A 22,094-nucleotide genomic window follows, 5' to 3' on the forward strand; every position below is an offset into this window, starting at 1 on the left:
GGGCAGTAATTGACCCGCAAGCAGCAAGGCGAGCGGTAGTGCTCGCCAGTGTAAGTCGGTAGGAAGCTATTCGATAGCCTCGTAAGGAAGCCCGACATAGTTTTCTGCAATGGTTTTGCGACCCGCTTCGGAGTCGATGAAATACTCCAGCTCCGATTCGGCAATGCGCTGGCTGAACGCATCGTGCTCCTCGAAACGGTGCAGCATCGAGGTCATCCACCAGGAAAACCGCTCGGCCTTCCACACCCGGCGCAGGCAGATTTCCGAGTATTTCTCGAGTAAATCAAGGCGATCTTCGCGATAAACCTTGAGCAGGATGTTGAACAGCGTACTCACATCACTGGCCGCCAGGTTCAGGCCCTTGGCGCCGGTGGGCGGGACGATGTGCGCGGCATCGCCGACCAGGAACAGACGGCCGTACTGCATGGGTTCGACCACGAAGCTGCGTAGCGGCGCGATGCTTTTTTCAATGGACGGGCCGGTGACCAGTTTGTCCGCCAGCGCCTGCGGCAATCGCGACTTGAGTTCGTCCCAGAAGCGTTGATCCGACCAGTTGTCGACATGATCGCTGGTGGGCACTTGCAGGTAATAACGGGTGCGTGTCGGCGAGCGCATGCTGCACAACGCAAAACCGCGCTCATGGCGGGCGTAGACCAGTTCATCGTGGACCGGCGGGGTATCGGCCAGAATCCCGAGCCAGCCGAAGGGATAGATCCGTTCGAAGATTTTCAGGCTTTCGGCGGGGATCGATTGCCGCGCCACGCCATGGAAGCCGTCGCAACCGGCGATGTAGTCGCAATCGAGTCGCCAGGTTTCGCCGTCCTTCTCAAAAGTGACAAACGCTTCATCGGTTTTCAGGCCGTGGGGGACGACCTTGTCTGCTTGATAAATCGTCTGTGCGCCGGCTTCCTGACGAGCGGCCATCAGATCGCGGGTGACCTCGGTCTGGCCGTAGATCATCACCGTTTTGCCACCCGTCAGGGCGTGTAGATCGATGTTTACCCGGCGCCCGTCGAGAGCCAGCTCGAAACCGCCATGGACCAGTCCCTCGGCGTCCATGCGCTGACTCACACCGGCCTGACGCAACAGCTCTACCATGCCTTGTTCAAGCACGCCGGCGCGGATTCGGCCGAGTACATAGTCCGGGGACTGACGTTCTAGAATGAGGGTGTCGATGCCGGCGTTGTGCAGCAATTGACCGAGCAACAAGCCTGAAGGGCCGGCACCAATGATGGCGACCTGAGTTTTCAGCGTTTTCATTGTTTTTATGACTCGCAAGCTTCACGCGACCAGGGCCGGTGAATGATTTTTATGGATCGAGTGCTTGCATTTTTCCCTTGCGGGTCTGTCAATTGAAGGTGAAAACTGAGCGGATAGCTGTACATTCTGCCAATCGGTGCGATTATCGCCCGTCATCTATTCCGAGGCCTGGATTGAAGTGATGAACAAGCCTGACCTGCCTTCGATTCCGGTGTTCAAGCTCTACGGTGAAAGCCTGGATTGGCCGACCCCGGACTTGCTGCACTGTGAAACCATTTCCAAACGCAGTCGCGAACATCATTGGGAAATCAAACCCCACCGCCACGCGGACTTGTGCCAGTTGCTCTTCGTATTCAAAGGTCAGGCAGAGCTTGAAATCGAAGGCAAACGTACGCAACTGGTTGAACCGGCGATCCAGATCCTGCCACCGCTATCGGTGCACGGCTTTCGCTTTTCCGAGGACGTGGAAGGGTTTGTCGTGACCCTGGCCGCGCCGCTGATCGCCCACTTGCAGATGCAGTTGGGGCAATCGGTCAATGCCCTGGCCCAAGCCGAAAGTTACCCGGCAGGCAAGGATGCCGAGTACCTCAACAGCCTGTTCAGTGCCTTGCAGAGCGAATACACCAGCCATCAACCGGCGCGGGAAATGCTCATGCATTCGCTGGTCAGTGTGATCGTGGTGTGGGTCAGCCGCCAGGTGATCCAGCGTCGCACCGCCATGGCGCGACCGCAGCGGGCCCGGGAATACCTCAACGGCTTTATTCAACTGGTGGAAGAGACCTATCGCCAGCACGTCAAGGTCGAGGACCTGGCGCACCGGCTGGGGATTTCCGTGTCCCACCTCAACGGCACCTGTCGTGAGCTGGCGGGGCAACCGGCGTTGCAGATCATGCACGAACGGCAATTGCTGGAGGCCAAGCGTTTGCTGACCTACACCAGCATGACCATTTATGAAATGTCCGACGTGTTGGGGTTTTCCGATCCGACCAACTTCACGCGCCTATTCCGACGTCGCGTGGGGATTTCGCCCAAGGCGTTCCGCGACCGCTTGAAGGCCGATCAGGACAACGAAGCCTGACCCCCTTCGTTACCGGAGGGCGTTGAGGGTCGCGTTGTGAGGGATGCAGCGCTCGAAGTTGCAGCTGGCGTATTCACGGGGCAGGTTGCGCAGTTGCTCGACACGCCAGGCGGCAGCGCCATACAACCCGAGCGTGACCGCGCAGGTGATGAAGATCGCGAGGTATCTTCTTGTTCTGATGTTCATGGCGTTGACCTCTGAACGAATACCCTTCGGTATTACTTTGAGCATAGGTCAGCGCCGATGGGTTGCCAGCAATAGCGCGGTATTCAGAACACTGATGCCCCCTGTGGGAGCGGGCTTGCCCGCGAAAGCGGTATTTCATGCGCAAGATTTGCATCGGATGTACCGACCTCTTCGCGAGCAAGCCCGCTCCCACATTTTGATCGGGTTACAGGCCGATATCCCACGCCGGTTCTTGCGGAAATCTCAGTACCAGAAAATCCAGCAGGCTGCGCAATGCGGCCGGCATGTGCTTGCGCGAGGCATACACCGCGTACACGTTCATTTGCCGGGGTTCGGCCGCCGGCAGCAGGCGAATCAACTCGCCGCTGTGAATGTGCACGCCGGCCTGGTACGTGGGCAGCATCGCCACGCCGGCACCGGCAATCGTTGCGCGCAACAGCGTGCTGGCCTCGTTGGCGCTGATGTTGCCCTGCACCGGTACTGAAACCTGTTCGCCATCCTGCTCGAAATGCCAGAGGCTTTTGCCGACGTAGGAATGGGTCAGGCAATTGTGCAGGCTCAGGTCCTCGACCCGTTGCGGCGCCGGGTGCTCGCGCAGGTAAGCGGGGGACGCGCAAATCACCGAGCGACAAACCGTCAGGCGGCGGGCGATCAGGTTCGGGTCCAGGTCGTTGCTGGTGCGGATCGCCAGGTCGATGCGCTCATCCACCAGGTTCACGGTGCGGTCGAGCATCTGCATGTCGATGCTGACGCCGGGGTAACGTTTGACGTAAGCGGCCATGGCATCGGCCAGTTGCGCCTGGCCGAACGAGGTGCTGACGCTGATCCGCAGCAGGCCGCGCGGTGCGTCATCCGGCTCGCTGACGGCGGCTTGCATGTCGCTGGACAAGTCGAGCATTTGCCGGCATCGGGGCAGGATCTCGTTACCGGCGGCGGTCAGGCTTAATTTGCGAGTGGTGCGATGCATCAGCCGCGCGCCGACCCAGTCTTCCAGTTCCGCCAGATACCGCGACACCACCGGCCGGGACAGCTCCAGATGATCGGCAGCGGCCGACTGGCTGCCGAGGTCGACTACCGTGACGAACACGCGCATTGCTTGAAGACGATCCATGATTTGCCCGCTTTCAGAAACAAACTATGTCCAAGCATCGCATTTTTTGTACTGAGTCAGGCAACTAAGCTCTGTTCCATCGCCAAACAAGGCATTCGGACAACGGAGCAACAGATGATCGGTTTCACCACCCTCAAGCGCGTATTACTGGCAAGCGCCGCCCTCGGATTCGCCGCCCATGCAACCGCCTCGACCTTGACGCTGGATGTCTACAACCCCGGCGAAAAAGCCATCTTCCCGGTGACCTCGGTGCTGGTCAGCGGCGAAAAAGAAGCGATCCTGGTGGATGCACAATTCGGCAAGTCCCAGGCAGAACAGGTGGTGGAAAAAATCCGCGCCAGCGGCAAGCAACTGACCACCATCTACATCAGCCACGGCGATCCGGATTACTACTTCGGCCTCGATACCCTGACGGCCGCGTTCCCCAAGGCCAGGGTCCTCGCTTCGCAGCCGACGGTTGACCACATCAAGCAAACCGTCGACGGCAAACTGGCGTTCTGGGGCCCGAAAATGGGGGCCGATGTACCGGCCAAAACCATCGTGCCGAACGTGCTCAAGGGCGACAGCCTGATGCTCGAAGGGCAGAGGTTGCAGGTGGTCGGTCTTGAGGGGCCGCAGCCGGATCGCAGCTTTGTGTGGATTCCGTCGATCAAGGCGGTGGTCGGCGGTGTCGTGGTGGCGCAAAACATCCACGTCTGGATGGCCGACACGCAAACGTCGAAGTCCCATGCCGATTGGCTGACGACGCTGCATTCCATTGAAACCCTGAAACCGCAAACCGTGGTGCCGGGTCATTACCTTGGCGACGGCAACCATGCCCTCGCTGCGGTGCAGTTCACAGCCGATTACATCAAGGCTTTCGACGAAGAAACCGCCAAGGCCAAGGATTCTTCAGCACTGATCGCCGCGATGAAAAAGCGTTTCCCGAGCTTGGGTGACGAAAGCTCCCTGGAGCTGAGCGCCAAAGTCGCCAAGGGCGAGATGAAGTGGGGTGAATGAGTTGATGCTGTGATGCTTTTTTGTGGCGAGGGGGCTTGCCCCCGTTGGAGTGCGAAGCACTCCCCTGCATTCCTTTAGTCACACCCTAAGCACAGGTTTTACGACTGCTGCGCAGCCGAACGGGGGCAAGCCCCCTCGCCACAATAGGCCGCGTTGCTTTTCAAATTTGTCATCCACTGGAGTATGTCATGAGCAAAATCGCAATCATCGGTGCCACCGGTCGTGCCGGTAGCCAACTGCTGGAAGAAGCCCTGCGTCGCGGTCACAGCGTTACCGCCATCGCTCGCAACACGGCGAAAATCGGCCAGCGTGCCGGTGTGGTCAGCAAGAACGTCGACGCCCTCGATGCCGCTGCACTGCAAGCTGCCGTCAAGGGGCATGACGTGGTAATCAGCGCGGCGCATTTCGCCACGCTACCGGCCAGCGCTGTCGTCGGGCCGGTGAAAGAGGCCGGGGTAAAACGCTTGCTGGTAGTGGGCGGTGCCGGTTCGCTGTTGTTGCCTGACGGAACGCGGGTGATCGACAGCAAAGGTTTTCCGGACGCGTACAAAGCCGAAGCCAGCGCCGGTGCCGAGTTCCTGGGGAGCCTGCAACAGGAAAGGGAACTGGACTGGACCTTCCTGTCGCCATCGGCCGAATTTGTCGAAGGCGAGCGCAGCGGGAAATTCCGCATCGGCCAGGATGATTTGCTGGTGAGCAGTGAAGGGCGCAGCTGGATCACATTCGCCGATTATGCGATTGCGCTGTTCGACGAAGTGGAAGCGCCGAAGCATTCGCGGCAGCGCTTTACAGTCGGGTATTGATGGCGTGGCTTAAACCATTCGCGAGCAAGCCCGCTCCCACATGTGATCAACGTCGTACACAAACACTGCGTTCACAAGAGATCTACTGTGGGAGCGGGCTTGCTCGCGAAGCTTTTCAGCGGCTCTGCGCCTGCTCTACCAACCAGCCCATCAACTCGCGCAACTTCGGCGAAGGCCCGGGTTTTTCGGGGAACACCAGGTAATACGCCAGTCCCGTTGTCACCTTCAATTCGAATGGCATGACCAGCCGCCCGGCATTCAGGTCATCGCCGATCAGCGACCAATCGCCAATCGCCACACCCGTTCCCTGGGACGCCATCGACATCGCCAGGTCCAGGGTTTCGAAATGCTGGCCCTTGCCGACATTGGTCAAATGCACATCCGCGGCTTTCAGCCAGGCCTTCCAGTCCCGCTCGTCGCGAGTCGGGTGCAGCAACAGGTGTTGTTGCAGATCGGCCGGATTTTGCAGAGGCATGGGGCCTTCGAGCATCGGTCTGGAACACACCGGCGTGAGTTGTTCATCGAAGAGTTTTTGTGACATCAATGAATCGTCCGGCGGTGCGCCGTACATCACTGCCGCATCGAACTGCTCGCGATGAAAATCCACGCCGTGCTTGACCGTGGTGGTCAGTTCCACCGGCACGTCCGGGCGTTCCTTTTGCCATTGCAACAGACGCGGCAGCAGCCAGCGCATGACGCAGGTCGGTGCCTTGAGCTGCAGGGTTTCGCGCTTCTCGCCGATCTGCTCAACCGCTTCGTCGATCAGGCCGAAAATCTGCTGGACCCGTGGCAGCCATTCCCGTCCCTCGGCTGTCAGGTCCAGGCCTCGGGCCTGGCGGATGAACAACTCATAACCCAGATGGTCTTCCAGCCCGGCGATCTGCCGACTCACCGCGCCCTGGGTGATGTGCAGTTGTTCGGCGGCCCGGGTGAAATTGCAGCACTGCGCGGTAATCAGAAAAGTGTGCAGCGCCGGCAGGGGAGGCAGTCGTTTCATTGGGATCCAAGGTATGACGTGAGGACATGGCTAGTATGACTTTTTATCCATTGTTGCGGCTACGTGTCGCCCGTTCCAATGAGGCTATTCCCGGGCCTGCGAATCCATCATAAACACAGCGCAGGCCCGGCGTCTCAAACGAACAAAAAGGGCAAAGACATGGCGACGTGCGGCGAAGTGTTGGTCAAGTTACTCGAAAACTACGGAGTCGAGCAGGTGTTCGGCATTCCGGGGGTTCATACCGTGGAGCTGTATCGCGGGCTGGCCCGTTCGAGCATCAACCACGTCACGCCGCGCCATGAGCAGGGCGCCGGCTTCATGGCCGACGGCTACGCCCGCACCAGCGGCAAACCGGGTGTGTGCTTCATCATCACCGGCCCTGGCATGACCAACATCACCACCGCCATGGGCCAGGCGTACGCCGATTCGATCCCGATGTTGGTGATCTCCAGCGTGCAATCGCGCAGCCAGTTGGGCGGCGGTCGCGGCAAGCTGCATGAGCTGCCGAACCAGGGCGCACTGTGTGCCGGTGTGGCGGCGTTCTCCCACACCCTGATGTCGGCGTCGGAATTGCCGGGTGTGTTGGCCCGCGCCTTTGCGCTGTTCCAGGCGGGTCGTCCGCGTCCGGTGCACATTGAAATTCCGCTGGACGTTCTGGTTGAAGAAGCCGATGACCTGCTCGCCAGCCTGCCGGTCAATATTGACCGCGCCGGTGCTTCGCCGAGTGCCGTGTCGCGCATGACCGAATTGCTGGCCAACGCCAAGCGTCCGCTGATTCTCGCCGGTGGCGGTGCCATCGACGCGGCGGCCGAGCTGACTGAGCTGGCCGAGCTGCTGGACGCGCCGGTCGCCCTGACCATCAATGCCAAGGGCATGCTCGCCTCCGCCCACCCGCTGCTGATCGGCTCGACCCAGAGCCTGGTCGCCACCCGTGCGCTGGTCGCCGAGGCCGACGTGGTCTTGGCCATCGGCACCGAACTGGCCGAGACCGACTACGACGTGACCTTCGCCGGTGGCTTCGAGATTCCTGGGCAACTGCTGCGCGTGGACATTGACCCGGACCAGACCGTGCGCAACTACCCGCCGCACGTGGCGCTGGTGGCCGACTCGCGCAACGCCGCCCAGGCTTTGCTCAGCGCCTTGTCGCACAAATCCCTGGCCGAACGCCGCAACGATTGGGGCCAGGTACGCGCCGCTCGCCTGCGTGAAGACCTGGCCGCGACCTGGGACGCACCGACCCTGGCCCAGACCCGTTTCCTCGAAACCGTCCTGCACGAACTGCCGAACGCGGTGTTCGTCGGCGATTCGACCCAGCCGGTGTACACCGGCAATCTGACCTTTAACCCTGAGCGCCCGCGTCGCTGGTTCAACTCGTCCACCGGTTACGGCACTCTCGGTTACGCCTTGCCGGCGGCGATTGGCGCCTGGCTCGGCGGCAGCGCTGAAAACGCTGCGCGCCCGCCGGTGGTGTGCCTGATCGGTGACGGCGGCCTGCAATTCACCCTGCCGGAACTGGCCAGCGCCGTCGAAGCGCGTACCCCGGTGATCGTGCTGCTGTGGAATAACCAGGGCTACGAAGAGATCAAGAAATACATGGTCAACCGCGCCATCGAGCCGGTCGGCGTGGACATCTACACCCCGGACTTCATCGGTGTGGCCAAGGCCTTGGGTTGTGCGGCCGAAGCGATCAGCAGTGTCGAGCAACTGCGTGGCGCATTGCGTATGGCCACCGATCGCCAGGGCCCGACCCTGATTGAAATCGACCAGGCCAAGTGGATGCAGGCGGTGTCGCAATGATGCTCCCTACGACACTGGATGGCCTGTACATCAACGGCCAATGGTCGGCCGGTAACGAGCACCTGCGCGTGATCAATCCGGCGACCGAAGCCCTGTTGACCACGGTGAATGGCGGCGATGAGCGCGCTGTTGCTCAAGCCGTGAGCGCGGCGACCCAGGCGTTCGCCGACTGGTCGAAAACCACGGGTGCCGAACGCGCTGCCATCCTGCGCAAAATCGCCGTGGGCGTGCAGGCCAAGCGTGAAAAATTGATGCACTTGCAGTCGAGCAACAACGGCAAGCCGCAATTCGAAGCGGCGATCGACGTCGATGACGTGATCGCCACGTTCGAGTATTACGCCGGTCTGGCCGAAGGGCTGGACGCGAAGCAGGACAGCGCCATCGAACTGCCAACCGATGATTTCAGCGCTCGCCTGCGTCGCGAACCTTGCGGTGTAGTCGGCTTGATCGTGCCGTGGAACTTCCCGATGGTTACCACCGCGTGGAAGCTCGCACCGGCCCTGGCCGCCGGTTGCTGTGTGGTGCTCAAGCCTTCGGAAGTCACGCCGCTGCCAGAGCTGGAACTGGCAACGATCATTGCTCAAGCCGGTTTGCCGGCGGGCGTGTTCAACCTGGTGTGCGGCACCGGCCTGGCCGTTGGCGCGCCATTGTCGGCAGATCCGCGGATCGCGAAAATTTCCTTCACCGGCAGCAACGCCGTTGGCGTGCAGGTCATGCAGCGGGCGGCGGAAACCGTCAAAGGCGTGAGCCTGGAACTGGGCGGCAAATCATCGCTGCTGGTGCTGGCCGATGCCGATCTCGACCTGGCGGTGGAAGTGGCCTGCGGCGGTGGTTTCTTCAACGCCGGGCAGATGTGTTCCGCCACCAGCCGCGTGCTGGTGGCCGATGAGCTGGCCGATGAATTCCTGAGCCGGGTGAAGGCCCGTGCCGAAGCCATTCGTGTGGCCGACCCGTTCGACCCGAACGTGGAAATGGGCGCGCTGGTCAATCAGGCGCAATACCAGCGCGTGCTCGGTCACATCGATCGCGGTTTGAGTGCCGGCGCCAAACTGGTTTGCGGTGGCAATCGCCCAGCCGACCTGCCGCGCGGATATTTTTTGCAGCCGACGGTTTTCACCGAAGTGCCCCTCGACAGTGCGTTGTGGTGTGAAGAGATTTTCGGCCCGGTGATTTGCGTGCGCAGTTTTGCCTCGGAAGCCGAAGCGATTGCCCTGGCCAACGACAGCCAGTTCGGCCTGGTCGCCAGTGTGGTGACGCGCAATGCCGAGACCGCCGACCGCGTCGCCAACGCTTTGCAGGCGGGGCTTGTGTGGATCAACGCACCGCAGGTGATCTTCCCGCAGACCGCCTGGGGCGGCTACAAGCAGAGCAGCATCGGCCGCGAATTGGGGCCGTGGGGCTTGCAGGCTTTCCAGGAAATCAAACACGTGATTCGGGCCGTCTGAAGGCACGAAAAAGGTGAGCGCATGCATCGTGATGAGGCATGCGCTGGCGTCATGGCTTCAATGAGTTTTTATCGATAGTCAGGTGTTTTACACGACCTCAGGATGAACTTGCTGGTTCAGCCAAGCCCCCGAAAATACGAGGGATAACGCTGGTCCGGTCGCGCGGATGCAACAGTTTCGACCTGCCTTATACCTACAAAAACAAAGGGAGTCCGTAATGGGCGAGCATGATCTGAACAGACGTCAATTTATCAAGACCGTGGGCGTAGCCTCGGTTGCAGCGGCAGCCATGAGCATGCCGTTCATCAAGGCCAATGCCAGCGACACACGTTTTGCCGGCAAGACCCTGCGTTTGCTGACCTGGTCCGATGACACCGGCCTGGCTGCACTGCGCAACATCGCCGCGACTTTCGAAGACAAGTACGGCTGCAAGGTCATCGCTGACCGCACCGGCAGTACCTCGGAAATGGTCGCCAAACTCAAGGCCGGCGGTGATCGTCCGCAGTACGACATCATCACTCTGGCAGGCGTCGGCGCCGAAGGTCTGGCCGCCGCCAACCTGCTGGAAAAACCCGACCTCAACCGCATTCCCAACCTGGTCGATGTACCGGAGAAATACCGCACCGGCGCCAACGGTCACGGCATCGGTTACCTGCTGTGGTGCAACAGCCTGGTCTACAGCACCCGCACCCAGAAACAAGCGCCGGACAGCTATGCGGCCCTGTGGGACCCGGAACTGGCCCCGAACATCTTCCTGCCGCCGCCGAACTGGACCGAGGCGATGGACCTGATCATCATCGCCGCCAAACTGGCCGGTGGTGACGAGCACAACATCGAGCCTGGCTTCAAGAAACTCGCCGAGCTGAAAGATCGTGTGGTGACCCTGGGTGAAAACCCGAACCAGATCGCCGAGCTGTTCCGCACCGGTTCCCTGGACATGGGTGGCCTGTACGCGCCAGCCTTCTTCCCGAAACAGATCCGCGATCCGAACTACGGTCTGGGCGCCACCTTCGGCATGAAGGAAGGTTTCTACACCGACCTGATGCTGTCGGTGATGCCGAAGAATCGTCCGGGCGATACCGACATGGCCTACGCCTTCATCAACCACTCTCTGGACCCGCTGGTGCAGGGCAAGATGGCTGAAGACATCTACAACGGCCCGGTCAACGCCAAGGCGATCATCTCCGCCGAAGCGCGCAAGAGCCCGTACATCCTTACGCCGGAGCAGATTGCCGAGAAGGCGATCATGCACGACAACGCCTTCCTGGCGACCGTGCATGACCAATGGATTCGTCGTTACACGGAAATCTTTTCTTCCTGATCGAGTGACGCTCGCAAGCCCTTGAAGCACCACAAATCAAATGTGGGAGCGGGCTTGCTCGCGAATGCGGTGTGACATTCAACATTGATGTCGGCTGACACGGCCCCTTCGCGAGCAAGCCCGCTCCCACATTAGAAACGCTGTGCTTTCAGGTCTTGTGTTTGTCAGCTGCTTTCCATTGACGAGACCCTTGCTATGGAACACCAACCTCTGACTCATCCGTTGAGTGCCGCCCCCGTGCGCGCCGTTCGGGGTGTTTCGCCGACGACGCGCGCCTGGCTTTTTCTCTCGCCGTCGATGCTGTTTCTGGGTGTGCTGATTGCCGCCAGCCTGCTGGTGCTGCGCATGAGCGTGGGCACCAAAGGCGCGGAATGGTCCGGGTTCAGCCTGGCCAGTTACGCCCAGTTGCTGGAACCCTATTACCTCAAATCCCTGATGCTGACCCTGCGCCTGGCGCTGATCAGCGCAGTGATCGCAGTGATTCTGGCGATCCCGGTGGCCTACACCATGTCGCGCCTGACCTCGCCGTTCGTGCGACGGATCTTCCTCGCGGCGGTGTTGCTGCCGTTGCTGGTCAACCTGCTGCTGCAAAGCTACGGCTGGCTGGTGATCCTCGGCCCTGGTGGCATGCTCAACCAGACCCTGATGGGCCTGGGCCTGATCAAGCGCCCGATCATGCTGCTGTACAACCAGAACGGCGTGTTGATGGGCCTGGTGCAAACCGCCTTCCCACTGGCCGTGTTGCCGATTGCCAGCGCCATGCGCGGTGTCGCCCGCAGTTACGAAGAGGCTGCCGCCACCCTCGGCGCCAGTCGCTTCCAGGTGTTCCGCCAGGTGGTATTGCCGATGAGTCTGCCGGGAATCATCACCGGTGCGACCCTGGTGTTCGCCTACAACGCCAGCAGTTTCGTGGTGCCGTTGCTGCTCGGTGGCCGACGCGTGCCGATGCTGGCGGTGATGGTGCATGACCAGATCGCACCACTGATGAACTGGCCCGCCGCGTCCGCCGCCGGTGTGGTGCTGATCGTCACCACCCTCGCGATCATGACCTTGTCCGAATACATCACTGGCCGTCGTCGGCGCATGCTGGAGGCTTCCCAATGAGCACCCTGACCAAGAAGCGTTATGGGCTGTTGCCCGGCGAAACCGGCAAGTTTGCCGGCATCCTTTCGGGCTTCATTCTGCTGCTGGCGGTACTGCCGATCCTGACCATGATCGTCATGTCATTCAGCGGCGCGTCGAACCTCGACTTCCCGCCGAGCAGCTACAGCCTGCAATGGTACAAGGCCGCCTGGCACACCTTCGTGTCGCCGGACGCCAGCGATGTGCTGAGCCTGGGCAAAGCCATGACCACCAGCCTGATGGTGTCCTGCCTGACCATGATTTTCGCGACCATCATCGCAGTGCCGGCAGCCTACGCGCTGACCCGTTGCGAGTTCCGTGGCAAGGCTGTGGCCCTGCAATTGATGTCGTTGCCACTGGTGTTCCCGATGGTGGTATTAGGCCTGGCGTTGCTGCTGGTGTTTGACAGCCTGCCGTTCCAGATGACCACCTCGCGCCTGGTGATTGCCCACGTGATCCTGGCGCTGCCGTTCGTGGTGAAGAACTGCACGGCGGCGATGCTCTCCATCGGCAGCGAAGTCGAAGAGGCTGCGCAAATGCTCGGTGCCTCACCGCTGCGGGCGATTGTCGATGTGGTGGTGCCGTTGATGAAGTCGGGGATCCTGGCGGGCATGCTGCTGGCGTTCATCGTCTCGTTCAACGAATTCACCGTGACCTATTTCCTCTACACCATCGATGTGATGACCGTGCCGATCTGGATGTACAGCCGCACCGTGTCTTCGCTCGACCCAACCGTATTTTCGTTTGCCGTGCTGATCGTGTTGATCGACTTCGTCCTGATCTGGGCGCTCGAAAAACTGGTTGGTGAAGGTGGCGTTTCGTTCTGATTTCTTGAGGTAATTCACATGACTGGTCTGATTCTGGAAAACGTCGAGAAACATTACGGCTCGGCCTGTGCGGTAACCGATGTGAACCTGCATTTGCCCGAGGGCAAACTGGTGTGTTTCCTCGGCCCTTCGGGCTGTGGCAAAACCACCTTGCTGCGCATGATTGCCGGCCTTGAAACCCTGACCGGCGGCGAGATCCGCCTGGACGGCGAAGACATCGGCAACACCCCGGCGCACCTGCGCAACTTCGGCATGGTGTTCCAGTCCCTGGCGCTGTTCCCGCACATGACCGTGGGGGAGAACATCGCCTATCCGTTGAAGCTGCGCGGGGTCAGCAAGGCTGACCAGCAGGCGCGGGTGGTGGAGTTGCTGGAGCTGATCCAGTTGCAGCAAATGATTGATCGTCCGGTGGCCAAGCTGTCCGGCGGGCAACGCCAGCGTGTGGCGATTGCCCGGGCGATTGCCAATCACCCGAAAATTCTTCTGCTGGATGAACCGCTGTCGGCGTTGGACGCCAAGCTGCGTGAGTCGATGCAGGTGGAGATTCGTCAACTGCAACAACGCCTGAACATCACCACCATCATGGTGACCCACGACCAGCGCGAGGCCATGACCATGGCCGATATCGTGGTTGTGCTGGGTGAGCACAAAGTGCAGCAGGTGGGTACGCCGATTGAAATCTACCGGCACCCGGCCAACGAGTTCGTCGCGGACTTCATCGGCTCGGGCAACATCTTCCCGGCCACGGCGCTGGGTAACGGCAAGGTCAGCCTGCCGGGCGGCGATGCGCTGCAAGTGCCGATTTGCAGCAGCATTGTGGTCGGTGAAAAAGTGAAGATGCTGATTCGTCCGGAAGACCTGCAACTGTCCGCACCTCAGGCGACCGCGGGCAACCGTTTGCTGGGCAAGGTGACGTTCGTGCGCGATATCGGCGCGACCATCGAGACCACGGTTGAGTGTTCCGGGGTGTCGTTTACCGCGCTGAGCACGCCGTGTCAGGGCTTTGGCCTGAGTGTTGGGCATCCGGTGTCGGTGACCTTGCCGATGGAGGCTTGCCGGGTACTCGGCGCCTGATCCAGGACTGGTATTGCCTGAACGGGCCTCTTCGCGGGCAAGCCCGCTCCCACATTTGATTTGTGGCGTTCACAAATCCAGTGTGGGAGCGGGCTTGCCCGCGAAGGCGTCCGTAGCTGCACCGAAAATTCCGGATCAGACGCTCAAGCGCAACCGCGCCAGATCCCGTAACGGCGGCGCCCCGAACAACCGGCTGTATTCACGGCTGAACTGCGAGGGGCTTTCATAGCCGACGCGATACCCCGCCGCCGAAGCCTCCAGGCCTTCGGCCAGCATCAACCGCCGCGCTTCCTGCAGGCGCAACTGCTTCTGATACTGCAACGGACTCATCGCCGTCATCGCCTTGAAGCGGTGATGCAGCGTCGACACGCTCAGGTTCACTTCTTTGGCCAGATCATCAATGCGCAACGGCTGTTCAAAATTGCCGTTGAGCCATTTGATCGCCTGGCTGATGCGATGGCTCTGACTGTTGGTGATGGCGATTTCATACAACCGATGCCCTTGCTTGCTGCGCAGCAGTCGATAGAGGATCTCGCGGCGAATCAGCGGCGCCAGCATGGCGATGTCTTTCGGTGTGTCCAGCAAGCGTGCCAGGCGCAGCACGGCGTCGAGCATGGCGGTGTCGAGCCGCTCGACATACAGCCCGCGCCCGGTCGGCCGGGTGGGCACGCCGAGGGGGCCGGCGTCGGCGATCAGTGCGGTGATTTCCGCCGGGTCGATGTCCAGGCGCAAGGCCAGGATCGGTTCTTCGGCCGAGACATCCACCACCCGTCCACTCAGCGGCATCGAGACCGAGACCACCAGGTAGTTCAACGGGTCGTAATTGAAGTACTCGTTGGCCAACTGAACTTCCTTGCGCCCCTGGGCCATGATGCACAGTGCCGGTTGCGCGAGCACCGGGGCAAACTCATGGGACTGGCTGTGGCGCGACATGAACAGTGAGGCGATGGCCGTGGCATAACTGCCATCTTCGGCGGTGTTACGGCGGATGATCGCCGCCAGTTCCGCGCGCTGCTTTTCCATGTCGGTGTCCAGCGGGGCTTGAAAGTGATCGAGCGACGGCATGCGCGGCATCCTCGGCAAGGCATGGAGGGAATGGACAGAGCATAAGTTTGTGCAAGTGGCAGCGGTAGACACATCCTGCCAGATGCTTGCCTGATTCTGCCTGGGGTCGACCGGTGGCGTTGCCACTAGAGCCTTGAGCCTGAAAAACTTGCTTGAAACTCGTATGACAGAACCGTGACAGGGTTTTACCGCTTGTTACAGGCTGTCCATGCAGTTTCGCAGGATTGTGCAATACGCTGGCAGGAATCGACTAACGAGACAGGCGTCGCGGCCCTTAACCTTGGATCCTGTCGCAGCCCGTCCCCCGGCTGCCACGCGACTCCCCGGGAGGGTTGAACATGTCCAAGCAGATCCCCGTCAGTCATATGGCCTTCGTTCGAGCGCGCGCCGGGCGTTCGGCGGAACTCGGTGTGCGCCTCAGCGCCCTGATCGAACCGTCTCGCGCAGCACCGGGCTGCCTGAGCTTTGCCTTGCAGCATTCGCAGTGCGATCCCGAGCTGTGGCTGGTGTCCGGTTTCTGGAGCAATCAACAGGCCATGACTGCGTACTTCAGTACGCCGGCGATGGAGATTTTTGCCGAGCTGGTGCAGGAATTGGTGGTCAACAGCCTGGACTTCCACACCTTCAAGGATGTGTCGGCGACGCAGGCCCTCGGTCAGTCCGGGGCAGCAGTACACAAACTGGCCGGTTGAGGGTTTAATGACAGCATTCTCAACCAGCCAGGATTCGCGACATGGCACGTAAAGCCTTTGATCACTTCGAAGCTGTTTCCGCTGTAGTACCGGGCGAGGGTGGTTACCACGCCGCTATCGCCGTCAAAGCGCTGGATGGTTCCGGCGCCCCGCGGTTTCATAAAGTACTGGAAGGCCAGGTCTTCAAGACTGCCCACGAGGCCGATGATGCGGCCGCCAAAGAGCTGCTCCATCTCAAGGACGTCAAAGAAAACACCGACCTGCTCTGGTAATGACTTCACCGCCCCGGGCGGTACATCTTGAACAAGGCCTCAGGCCCCAGCTGGAAATAATCCGCCGGCCCGCCGCCGCGCAGAATCGGTTCTGCCGCGGCGGTGTCGTATACCCCATCCTTCAATAGCCATTTGGCGATATGCACGGCGACCACTTCGCCGAGGATCAGCCAGGTTGGCACCACATTTCCATCGACGCGCTGCAACTGAATGATCTGCGTGACCTTGCACTCGAAGGACACCGGGCTCTCGGCCACCCGTGGCACCTTAATGACCTTCGAGGCCACGGTCGTCAGCCCGGCCAGTTCGAATTCGTTGACCTCAGGCACGACCATGGCGCTGCTCTGGTTCATCTGTTCCGCCAATGGCCGCGTGGCCAGGTTCCAGGCGAACTCGCCGGTTTGCTCGATGTTGTTCAGGCTGTCTTTGCGCCCGACGCTGGAAAAACCAATGATCGGCGGAATGTAGTTGAAGGCGTTGAAGAAACTGTAGGGCGCCAGGTTCAAGCGGCCCTCGGCATCCTGTGAAGAGATCCAGCCAATGGGGCGTGGGCCGACAATGGCATTGAATGGATCGTGGGGCAGGCCGTGGCCGTTGGCGGGTTCGTAGAAATGGATGTCGTCGGGCATGGAGTGAGTTCCGGAACTTGCGGGAGACGCTCATGGTGCAAGCACGCGGCGCAGATTTCCAGCCGGATTCAGTACTTGAAATGATGAGGTCCAATGTGGGAGCGGGCTTGCTCGCGAAAGCGGTGTGACATTCAACATTGATGTCGGCTGACACGGCCTCTTCGCGAGCAAGCCCGCTCCCACAGGTTTTATGTGAATGCCAGACTTTGTGTTCCCCCCAAAAAGGACTAAGCCCGGCCGAAGCCGGGCTGTGAACTTCCCTCCACATTCAGCCGATAGCTTCTGCGCTACCGGTTTTATCGAAACCATCGGAGGCATAGGTGCCCGAATGGGCGTGTTCGATGGCAGCGCTGGTACCGGCGCCGTAGGAGGCCGAGCCGGTTTTGTCGTAACCGTCAGCTGCAAAGGCATTGGCAGCCAGCACGGAAAGGGTCAGGGCAAGGATCAGTCGGGTTTTCATGACGGGTACTCCAGGTACGTTCGCAATGGAGGCGTTCAGACGCTCTTTCGAGGCCTGTAACGGATATACGTGCGTCCTGTTGTTTTGGATGCACTCGGCTGCAGGGTGCGGCCGGTGAATTAACCGTTGATTATCTTGCTGGCGGGGGAGACGAATGGTGCCCTTCGCGAGGTCGTTCGCGAAGGGCCTTGGCGCTCACCGTTGCAGTGAGCGCCGGTTGGCGATCAGTCGGTGACAATCCGCGAATGCTTGCGGGTGTCTTTCATGGTGACGTACACCAGCAACGACACGGCAATACACGCGGTCACGTACCAGTAGTAACCCGTCTCCATGCCGATGCTCTTGAACCACAGCGCGATGTATTCAGCGGTACCGCCGAAGATCGAGACGGTCAGTGCGTACGGCAGGCCAACGCCCAGGGCGCGGATTTCGGTCGGGAACAGTTCGGCTTTCACCACGGCGTTGATCGAGGTGTAGCCGCTGACGATGATCAGCGCTGCCATGATCAGGAAGAACGCGCCCCACCAGGTCTGGATAGTGTGCAGGGTGGTCAGGATCGGCACGGTGAACAGCGTACCCAGAATGCCGAAGGCAATCAGGATTGGCCGGCGCCCGATTTTATCCGAGAGCCCGCCGACGATCGGTTGCAGGCACATGAACAGGAACAGCGTGGCGGCGGAAATGGTGGTGGAGTCGGAAATGCTCATGCCGACGGTGTTCACCAGGTATTTCTGCATGTAGGTGGTGTAGGTGTAGAACGCCAGGGTGCCGCCCATGGTCAGGCCGACTACGGTCATCAGTTCCTTCGGATGACGCATCAAGGTGCGCATCGCGCTTTCCTTGGCCTTTTCCTTCTTGGTGAACGACTCGGTTTCTTCCATGCCACGACGCAGGTACAACGCCACCACGGCGCACAGCGCGCCAATGGCGAACGGGATGCGCCAGCCCCAGGCGTAGAGCTCTTCGGTGGTCAGCAATTGTTGCAGCACGATCAGTACCGCCAGGGCGATGAGCTGGCCGGAGATCAGGGTCACGTACTGGAAGCTGGAGTAGAAGCCGCGACGTTCCTTGGTCGCCATCTCACTGAGGTAAGTGGCCGAGGTGCCGTATTCGCCACCCACCGACAGGCCTTGCAGCAAACGCGCGAACACCAGCAGGATCGGCGCGCCGATGCCGATGATTTCGTAGCTCGGGCTCAGGGCGATCAGCAGCGAGCCGAAGCACATCAGGTACACCGAGGCCATCAGGGCCTTTTTGCGCCCGACCTTGTCGGCATACAGCCCCATCAGCCAGCCACCGATCGGGCGCATCAGGAAGCCCACGGCGAAGATCGCGGCGGTGTTGAGCAGTTGGGCGGTGGTGTCGCCTTTGGGGAAGAAGGTCTTGGCGAAGTACAGGGAGAATGCGGCGTAGACGTACCAGTCGTACCACTCGACCATGTTGCCAACGGAGCCGCTGAAGATCGATTTGATGCGGCTGGACGTGGTTCTTTCTTTGGCCGGCACGGCAGCCGACCCAAGCGGCAGGGAGTTGGAGTTATCCATTGAAGGATCCTTCGTTTAATTGTTTTTGTGGAGCGCGTTTAAACGCAGCCTGCGAGGGATATAGCAGGAGCTGTGCCAAGGAGGAGAGGGCCGGTTTAGAGGGGGGAGGGAGGTTCGGTGAGCGGAAATCCGCTTGTCTGCGGGTGGGTGGTGAGCGGAAAGTTGCTTGCCGGGAGGGGGATTTGTATTGCCTTTGCCGGCCTCTTCGCGAGCAAGCCCGCTCCCACAGTGGGTCTGTGTACGCCGATCATTGTGGGAGCGGGCTTGCTCGCGAAGAGGCCAGAACAGGCACCGCAAAAAACTCAGTTCTCCTGAAGGAACATCTCCCGGCTCAACCCATGCCGCTGCATCTTTTCATTGAAGGTCCGGCGCGGCAGTTGCAGTTCTTCGAGCACTGCTTTCACATCGCCCTTGTGCCGGGTCAATGCGGCACGCAGGCATTGCGCTTCGAACGCTTCCTGCTGCGCCGCCAGTGACTGGCCGGGCTCGATGCCCAAGGGCTCCGGCTCACCGAGCCCCAATACCTGACGCTCGGCAACGTTCGCCAGTTCGCGCACATTGCCTGGCCAGTCGTGGCTCAATAGATGGCTCAACTGCGGACCGCTCAACGGCGCCAAGGTCCGGCCCAGGCGTTCGGCCGCGTTGCGGGCAAACGACTCGTAGAGCAACGGGATGTCCTCGCGCCGGTCGCGCAACGGCGGCAAACGCAACTCGGCGACGTTCAGACGATAGGCCAGGTCTTCACGAAAACGCCCGGCCCGAGCCTCGTCGAGCAGGTCCGGTTTGGTCGCGGCGATGATGCGCAAATCCACGCGAATGCTCTGGTTCGAACCCAGTCGCTCAAGTTTTTGCTCTTGCAACACCCGCAGCAATTTCACCTGCTGGGCCAAGGGCATGCTTTCGATTTCATCGAGAAACAGCGTGCCGCCGTCGGCGTATTCGAGTTTGCCGATGCGCTTGCCCTGGGCGCCGGTAAACGCACCGCTCTCGTGGCCGAACAGCTCGGCCTCGAACAGTTGCTCGGGGATGGCCGCGCAATTGAGCGCGACAAAGGGCTTGTCGGCTCGCGGCCCAAAGTCATGCAAACAACGCGCAACCAGTTCCTTGCCACTACCGGTTTCTCCGCGAATCAGCACGTTGACCGGCAGGGCTGCCAGGTCCAGCACCTGTCGACGCAGGGTTTGCAGGCCACGGGACACCCCAAGCAGCGTGGCATCCAGTTTGGCGCGGTTATCGGCCTGTTCGTGCAGTGCGCGGTTTTCCAGGACCAGCCGGCGCTTGTCGAGGGCGCGACGCAGGCTGCCGAGCAGGGTTTCCGGGCTGAAGGGTTTTTCGAGGAAATCGTAGGCCCCGTCGCGCATGGCCTCGACCGCCATTGGCACATCGCCGTGGCCGGTCAGCAGAATCACCGGCAAATCGGCATCCCGGCGTTGTACTTCCGCCAGCAGTTCCAGGCCGGTCATGCCGGGCATGCGCACATCGCTGAGAATCACCCCGGCAAAATGCTTCGGCAATTGCGCCAGGCACTCGTCGGCGCGGCTGAACAGCTGCACCTCGAAACCCGACAGGCTCAACCATTGCTCGACGGCACTGCGGATACTGCTTTCGTCGTCGACCACCATCACTGAGTTCAGCATGGTTCATGCACCTCCTGGTCGATGGGCAAGGTCAGGGTAAACACGGCACCTTTGTCATGATTGCCGGCACTCAGGCGCCCGCCGGATTCGTGAACGATGGCAAAGGACACGGCCAGCCCGATGCCCAGTCCTTCGCCCACCGGTTTGGTGGTGAAGAACGGATCGAAGACTTTCGACAGATTTTCCTCGGCAATGCCACCACCGTTGTCGATGACGCTCAGGCGCCACAATTGTTCGTCGGCCTCGAGGCGGATTTCCAGGCGTTTGCAGGGTTTATCCTGCATCGCATCGAGGGCGTTGCGCAGCAGGTTGATCAGCACCTGTTCCAGACGAATCGCATCGCCACGCACCCAGGCCGGACGCGTCAAGTGCAGCACCGTGCTGACCTGTTCGTCGCGCAGCCGGGTGTCGAGCAGTTGCAGCGACTGGTCGACCACCGCTGCCAGGTCCAGGCGTTCGCGCAAACCGCTGGGGCTTTTGCGGGCGAAGGTTTTCAGGTGGCCTGTGAGGGCGGCCATGCGCGTGAGCATTTCATCCACCGGTTTGAGCGCCTTGTAGGCGTCATCGACCCGCCCGTGCTCGAGCAGCAGGCGCAAGGTCGCCAACTGCATGCGCTGGGCGGTGAGCGGCTGGTTGATCTCATGGGCCAGGGCGGCGGACATCTGCCCCAGCGCCGCGAGTTTGGCCGATTGCACCAGGCCTTCCTGGGCGGTGCGCAGGTCGCGGGTACGCTCTTCCACCAGTTGTTCGAGTTCTTCCCGGCTGCGCTGGCGCAGCTTGGCCAAGCGCCAGCGCTGATTGAGAAACAGCAGCAGGAATACCAGGGTCAGCCACAAGCCGGCAGCAGCGAAGGCAGCATTGCGGCTGTCTTCGAAGGCGACCTGCGGGCGCCGCAGCAGGTGCAGGGTCCAGCCCTCGGCACTCAGCGGCAGGGATTCCCACAGGTAATCCGCCTTGCCGTCCGGGCCATCGACCCGAGCCAGGTCGCTGTTGTCGTCGAAGCGCCGCAACGACTGAAACACCAACGGGGTCAGGGGCTGTTTGTCGTACTGGCGGGTGGCCTTGAGTTCGGCATGATCGCTGTCGCCGAGCGGCTTGAGCAGGCGATAGCGCCAGCCCGGCTGGTTGGCGATGAAGATGATCCCGCGCGCATCGCTGACCAACAGCGTGTCGCTGCCCTGACGCCACTCGCGTTCCAGTTCGGGAAACTCCAGTTTCACCACCATGGCGCCGAGGAACTGGTTGTCGTCACCGCTGACTGCGCTGGAGAGGAAGTAGCCGGGAATACCGCTGGTCACGCCCACGGCGTAGAAGCGCCCGGTGCCCTGGGTGCGGGTCTGGCTGAAGTAGGGACGGAAAGCGTAGTTATGGCCGACGTAACTGCTGGGCAGGCGCCAGTTGCTGGCGGCGATCGCCAGGCCATTGCGGTCGAGCAATTCCAGGGTCGAGGAGTCGGCGGCACCGTTGATCTTTTCCAGTTTGCGGTTCAGCGCATCCTGCTGCCCGGGGCTCACCGGCCCCTTGAGCGCCGAGCGCAGTTCCGGGTCCAGCGCCAGCACGGCGGGCAGGGCTCGGTAACGTTCGATCAGGGTATGCAGGGACGTGGCATATAGCGCCAATTGCTGATTGGCGCGGGCGGCGTCTTCGACCATTGACTGGCGCACGGTGTGGCGCATGGCCAGGGTGGCGGCGATGGCGGCACCGGCGATGATCAGCAGGGTGTAGAGCGCCAGGCGCAGGGTTCGGGAGGTCGGCAACATGCGATGAACAACAGG

Annotated in this window: 21 protein-coding genes; 11 read left to right on the plus strand and 10 right to left on the minus strand. The window is 61.0% G+C overall.

Going from position 1 to position 22,094, the window contains the following annotated elements; translation table 11 throughout:
* Positions 1-66: 66 nt before the first annotated feature.
* Positions 67-1,251 (minus strand): 4-hydroxybenzoate 3-monooxygenase, encoded by a 1,185-nt coding sequence (gene pobA, locus ABIA48_RS20470; RefSeq protein ID WP_429492893.1) that lies wholly within the window; start codon positions 1,249-1,251, stop codon positions 67-69.
* Positions 1,252-1,441: 190 nt separating this feature from the next.
* On the opposite strand from pobA, the gene ABIA48_RS20475 reads away from it, so the two are divergent.
* Entirely contained in the window at positions 1,442-2,338 is an 897-nt protein-coding gene (locus ABIA48_RS20475; protein WP_429490924.1) for a helix-turn-helix domain-containing protein, read from the plus strand.
* Between the two features lie 9 nt (positions 2,339-2,347).
* Here ABIA48_RS20475 and ABIA48_RS20480 read toward each other — a convergent pair whose 3' ends face one another.
* Positions 2,348-2,524 (minus strand): hypothetical protein, encoded by a 177-nt coding sequence (locus ABIA48_RS20480; RefSeq protein ID WP_007986083.1) that lies wholly within the window; start codon positions 2,522-2,524, stop codon positions 2,348-2,350.
* Positions 2,525-2,729: 205 nt separating this feature from the next.
* Complete coding sequence (locus ABIA48_RS20485; RefSeq protein WP_429490926.1) at positions 2,730-3,635, minus strand: LysR family transcriptional regulator; 906 nt, start codon at positions 3,633-3,635, stop codon at positions 2,730-2,732.
* A gap of 114 nt (positions 3,636-3,749) precedes the next feature.
* Here ABIA48_RS20485 and ABIA48_RS20490 point away from each other — a divergent pair, with 114 nt between their 5' ends.
* Entirely contained in the window at positions 3,750-4,634 is an 885-nt protein-coding gene (locus ABIA48_RS20490; protein ID WP_429490928.1) for an MBL fold metallo-hydrolase, read from the plus strand.
* Between the two features lie 188 nt (positions 4,635-4,822).
* Positions 4,823-5,437, plus strand: coding sequence for an NAD(P)-dependent oxidoreductase (locus ABIA48_RS20495; RefSeq protein ID WP_429490930.1), 615 nt, complete (start codon positions 4,823-4,825; stop codon positions 5,435-5,437).
* A 115-nt stretch (positions 5,438-5,552) separates the two neighbouring features.
* Here ABIA48_RS20495 and ABIA48_RS20500 read toward each other — a convergent pair whose 3' ends face one another.
* On the minus strand, positions 5,553-6,434 hold the full coding sequence (locus ABIA48_RS20500; protein ID WP_429490931.1) for a LysR substrate-binding domain-containing protein: 882 nt from the start codon (positions 6,432-6,434) through the stop codon (positions 5,553-5,555).
* Positions 6,435-6,593: 159 nt separating this feature from the next.
* Here ABIA48_RS20500 and ABIA48_RS20505 point away from each other — a divergent pair, with 159 nt between their 5' ends.
* The 6 genes from ABIA48_RS20505 (at position 6,594) to ABIA48_RS20530 (ending at position 14,020) form a co-directional block, all read left to right on the plus strand.
* A complete protein-coding gene (locus tag ABIA48_RS20505; RefSeq protein ID WP_429490933.1) occupies positions 6,594-8,231 on the plus strand; it encodes a 5-guanidino-2-oxopentanoate decarboxylase in 1,638 nt (545 codons plus the stop codon).
* Positions 8,228-9,676, plus strand: a complete 1,449-nt coding sequence (locus ABIA48_RS20510; protein WP_429490935.1) for an aldehyde dehydrogenase family protein — start codon at positions 8,228-8,230, stop codon at positions 9,674-9,676. Before ABIA48_RS20505 ends, ABIA48_RS20510 begins: the two co-directional genes overlap by 4 nt.
* A gap of 217 nt (positions 9,677-9,893) precedes the next feature.
* Positions 9,894-10,997, plus strand: a complete 1,104-nt coding sequence (locus tag ABIA48_RS20515) for an ABC transporter substrate-binding protein (RefSeq protein ID WP_007986100.1) — start codon at positions 9,894-9,896, stop codon at positions 10,995-10,997.
* Positions 10,998-11,192: 195 nt separating this feature from the next.
* Positions 11,193-12,101, plus strand: a complete 909-nt coding sequence (locus ABIA48_RS20520; protein ID WP_108228607.1) for an ABC transporter permease — start codon at positions 11,193-11,195, stop codon at positions 12,099-12,101.
* Positions 12,098-12,946, plus strand: coding sequence for an ABC transporter permease (locus ABIA48_RS20525; protein ID WP_429490938.1), 849 nt, complete (start codon positions 12,098-12,100; stop codon positions 12,944-12,946). The genes ABIA48_RS20520 and ABIA48_RS20525 overlap by 4 nt, the downstream gene beginning before the upstream one ends.
* Before the next feature lie 18 nt (positions 12,947-12,964).
* Positions 12,965-14,020 (plus strand): ABC transporter ATP-binding protein, encoded by a 1,056-nt coding sequence (locus tag ABIA48_RS20530; RefSeq protein WP_429490940.1) that lies wholly within the window; start codon positions 12,965-12,967, stop codon positions 14,018-14,020.
* 135 nt (positions 14,021-14,155) lie between these two features.
* On the opposite strand, the gene ABIA48_RS20535 is transcribed toward ABIA48_RS20530, so the two are convergent.
* Entirely contained in the window at positions 14,156-15,085 is a 930-nt protein-coding gene (locus ABIA48_RS20535) for an AraC family transcriptional regulator (RefSeq protein ID WP_429490942.1), read from the minus strand.
* Positions 15,086-15,423: 338 nt separating this feature from the next.
* Between ABIA48_RS20535 and ABIA48_RS20540 the strand changes: the two genes are divergently transcribed.
* Complete coding sequence (locus ABIA48_RS20540) at positions 15,424-15,777, plus strand: antibiotic biosynthesis monooxygenase (RefSeq protein ID WP_204934417.1); 354 nt, start codon at positions 15,424-15,426, stop codon at positions 15,775-15,777.
* A gap of 41 nt (positions 15,778-15,818) precedes the next feature.
* Positions 15,819-16,049 (plus strand): hypothetical protein, encoded by a 231-nt coding sequence (locus ABIA48_RS20545; RefSeq protein WP_429490946.1) that lies wholly within the window; start codon positions 15,819-15,821, stop codon positions 16,047-16,049.
* A 5-nt stretch (positions 16,050-16,054) separates the two neighbouring features.
* Here ABIA48_RS20545 and ABIA48_RS20550 read toward each other — a convergent pair whose 3' ends face one another.
* The 5 genes from ABIA48_RS20550 to ABIA48_RS20570 all read right to left on the minus strand — a co-directional run bounded on the left by ABIA48_RS20550 (position 16,055) and on the right by ABIA48_RS20570 (position 22,079).
* Positions 16,055-16,678: a flavin reductase family protein gene (locus ABIA48_RS20550; RefSeq protein ID WP_429490948.1), complete on the minus strand. Its 624-nt coding sequence runs from the start codon at positions 16,676-16,678 to the stop codon at positions 16,055-16,057.
* Positions 16,679-16,946: 268 nt separating this feature from the next.
* A complete protein-coding gene (locus ABIA48_RS20555) occupies positions 16,947-17,138 on the minus strand; it encodes a hypothetical protein (protein WP_057396279.1) in 192 nt (63 codons plus the stop codon).
* Positions 17,139-17,362: 224 nt separating this feature from the next.
* On the minus strand, positions 17,363-18,682 hold the full coding sequence (locus ABIA48_RS20560) for an MFS transporter (RefSeq protein ID WP_429490950.1): 1,320 nt from the start codon (positions 18,680-18,682) through the stop codon (positions 17,363-17,365).
* 302 nt (positions 18,683-18,984) lie between these two features.
* Positions 18,985-20,319, minus strand: coding sequence for a sigma-54-dependent transcriptional regulator (locus tag ABIA48_RS20565; RefSeq protein ID WP_429490952.1), 1,335 nt, complete (start codon positions 20,317-20,319; stop codon positions 18,985-18,987).
* Entirely contained in the window at positions 20,313-22,079 is a 1,767-nt protein-coding gene (locus ABIA48_RS20570) for an ATP-binding protein (protein WP_429490954.1), read from the minus strand. Before ABIA48_RS20570 ends, ABIA48_RS20565 begins: the two co-directional genes overlap by 7 nt.
* Between the last annotated feature and the right edge of the window lie 15 nt (positions 22,080-22,094).

Origin of the sequence: Pseudomonas sp. S30_BP2TU TE3576 (genome assembly GCF_050436025.1) — a bacterium.
Lineage (GTDB): Bacteria > Pseudomonadota > Gammaproteobacteria > Pseudomonadales > Pseudomonadaceae > Aquipseudomonas.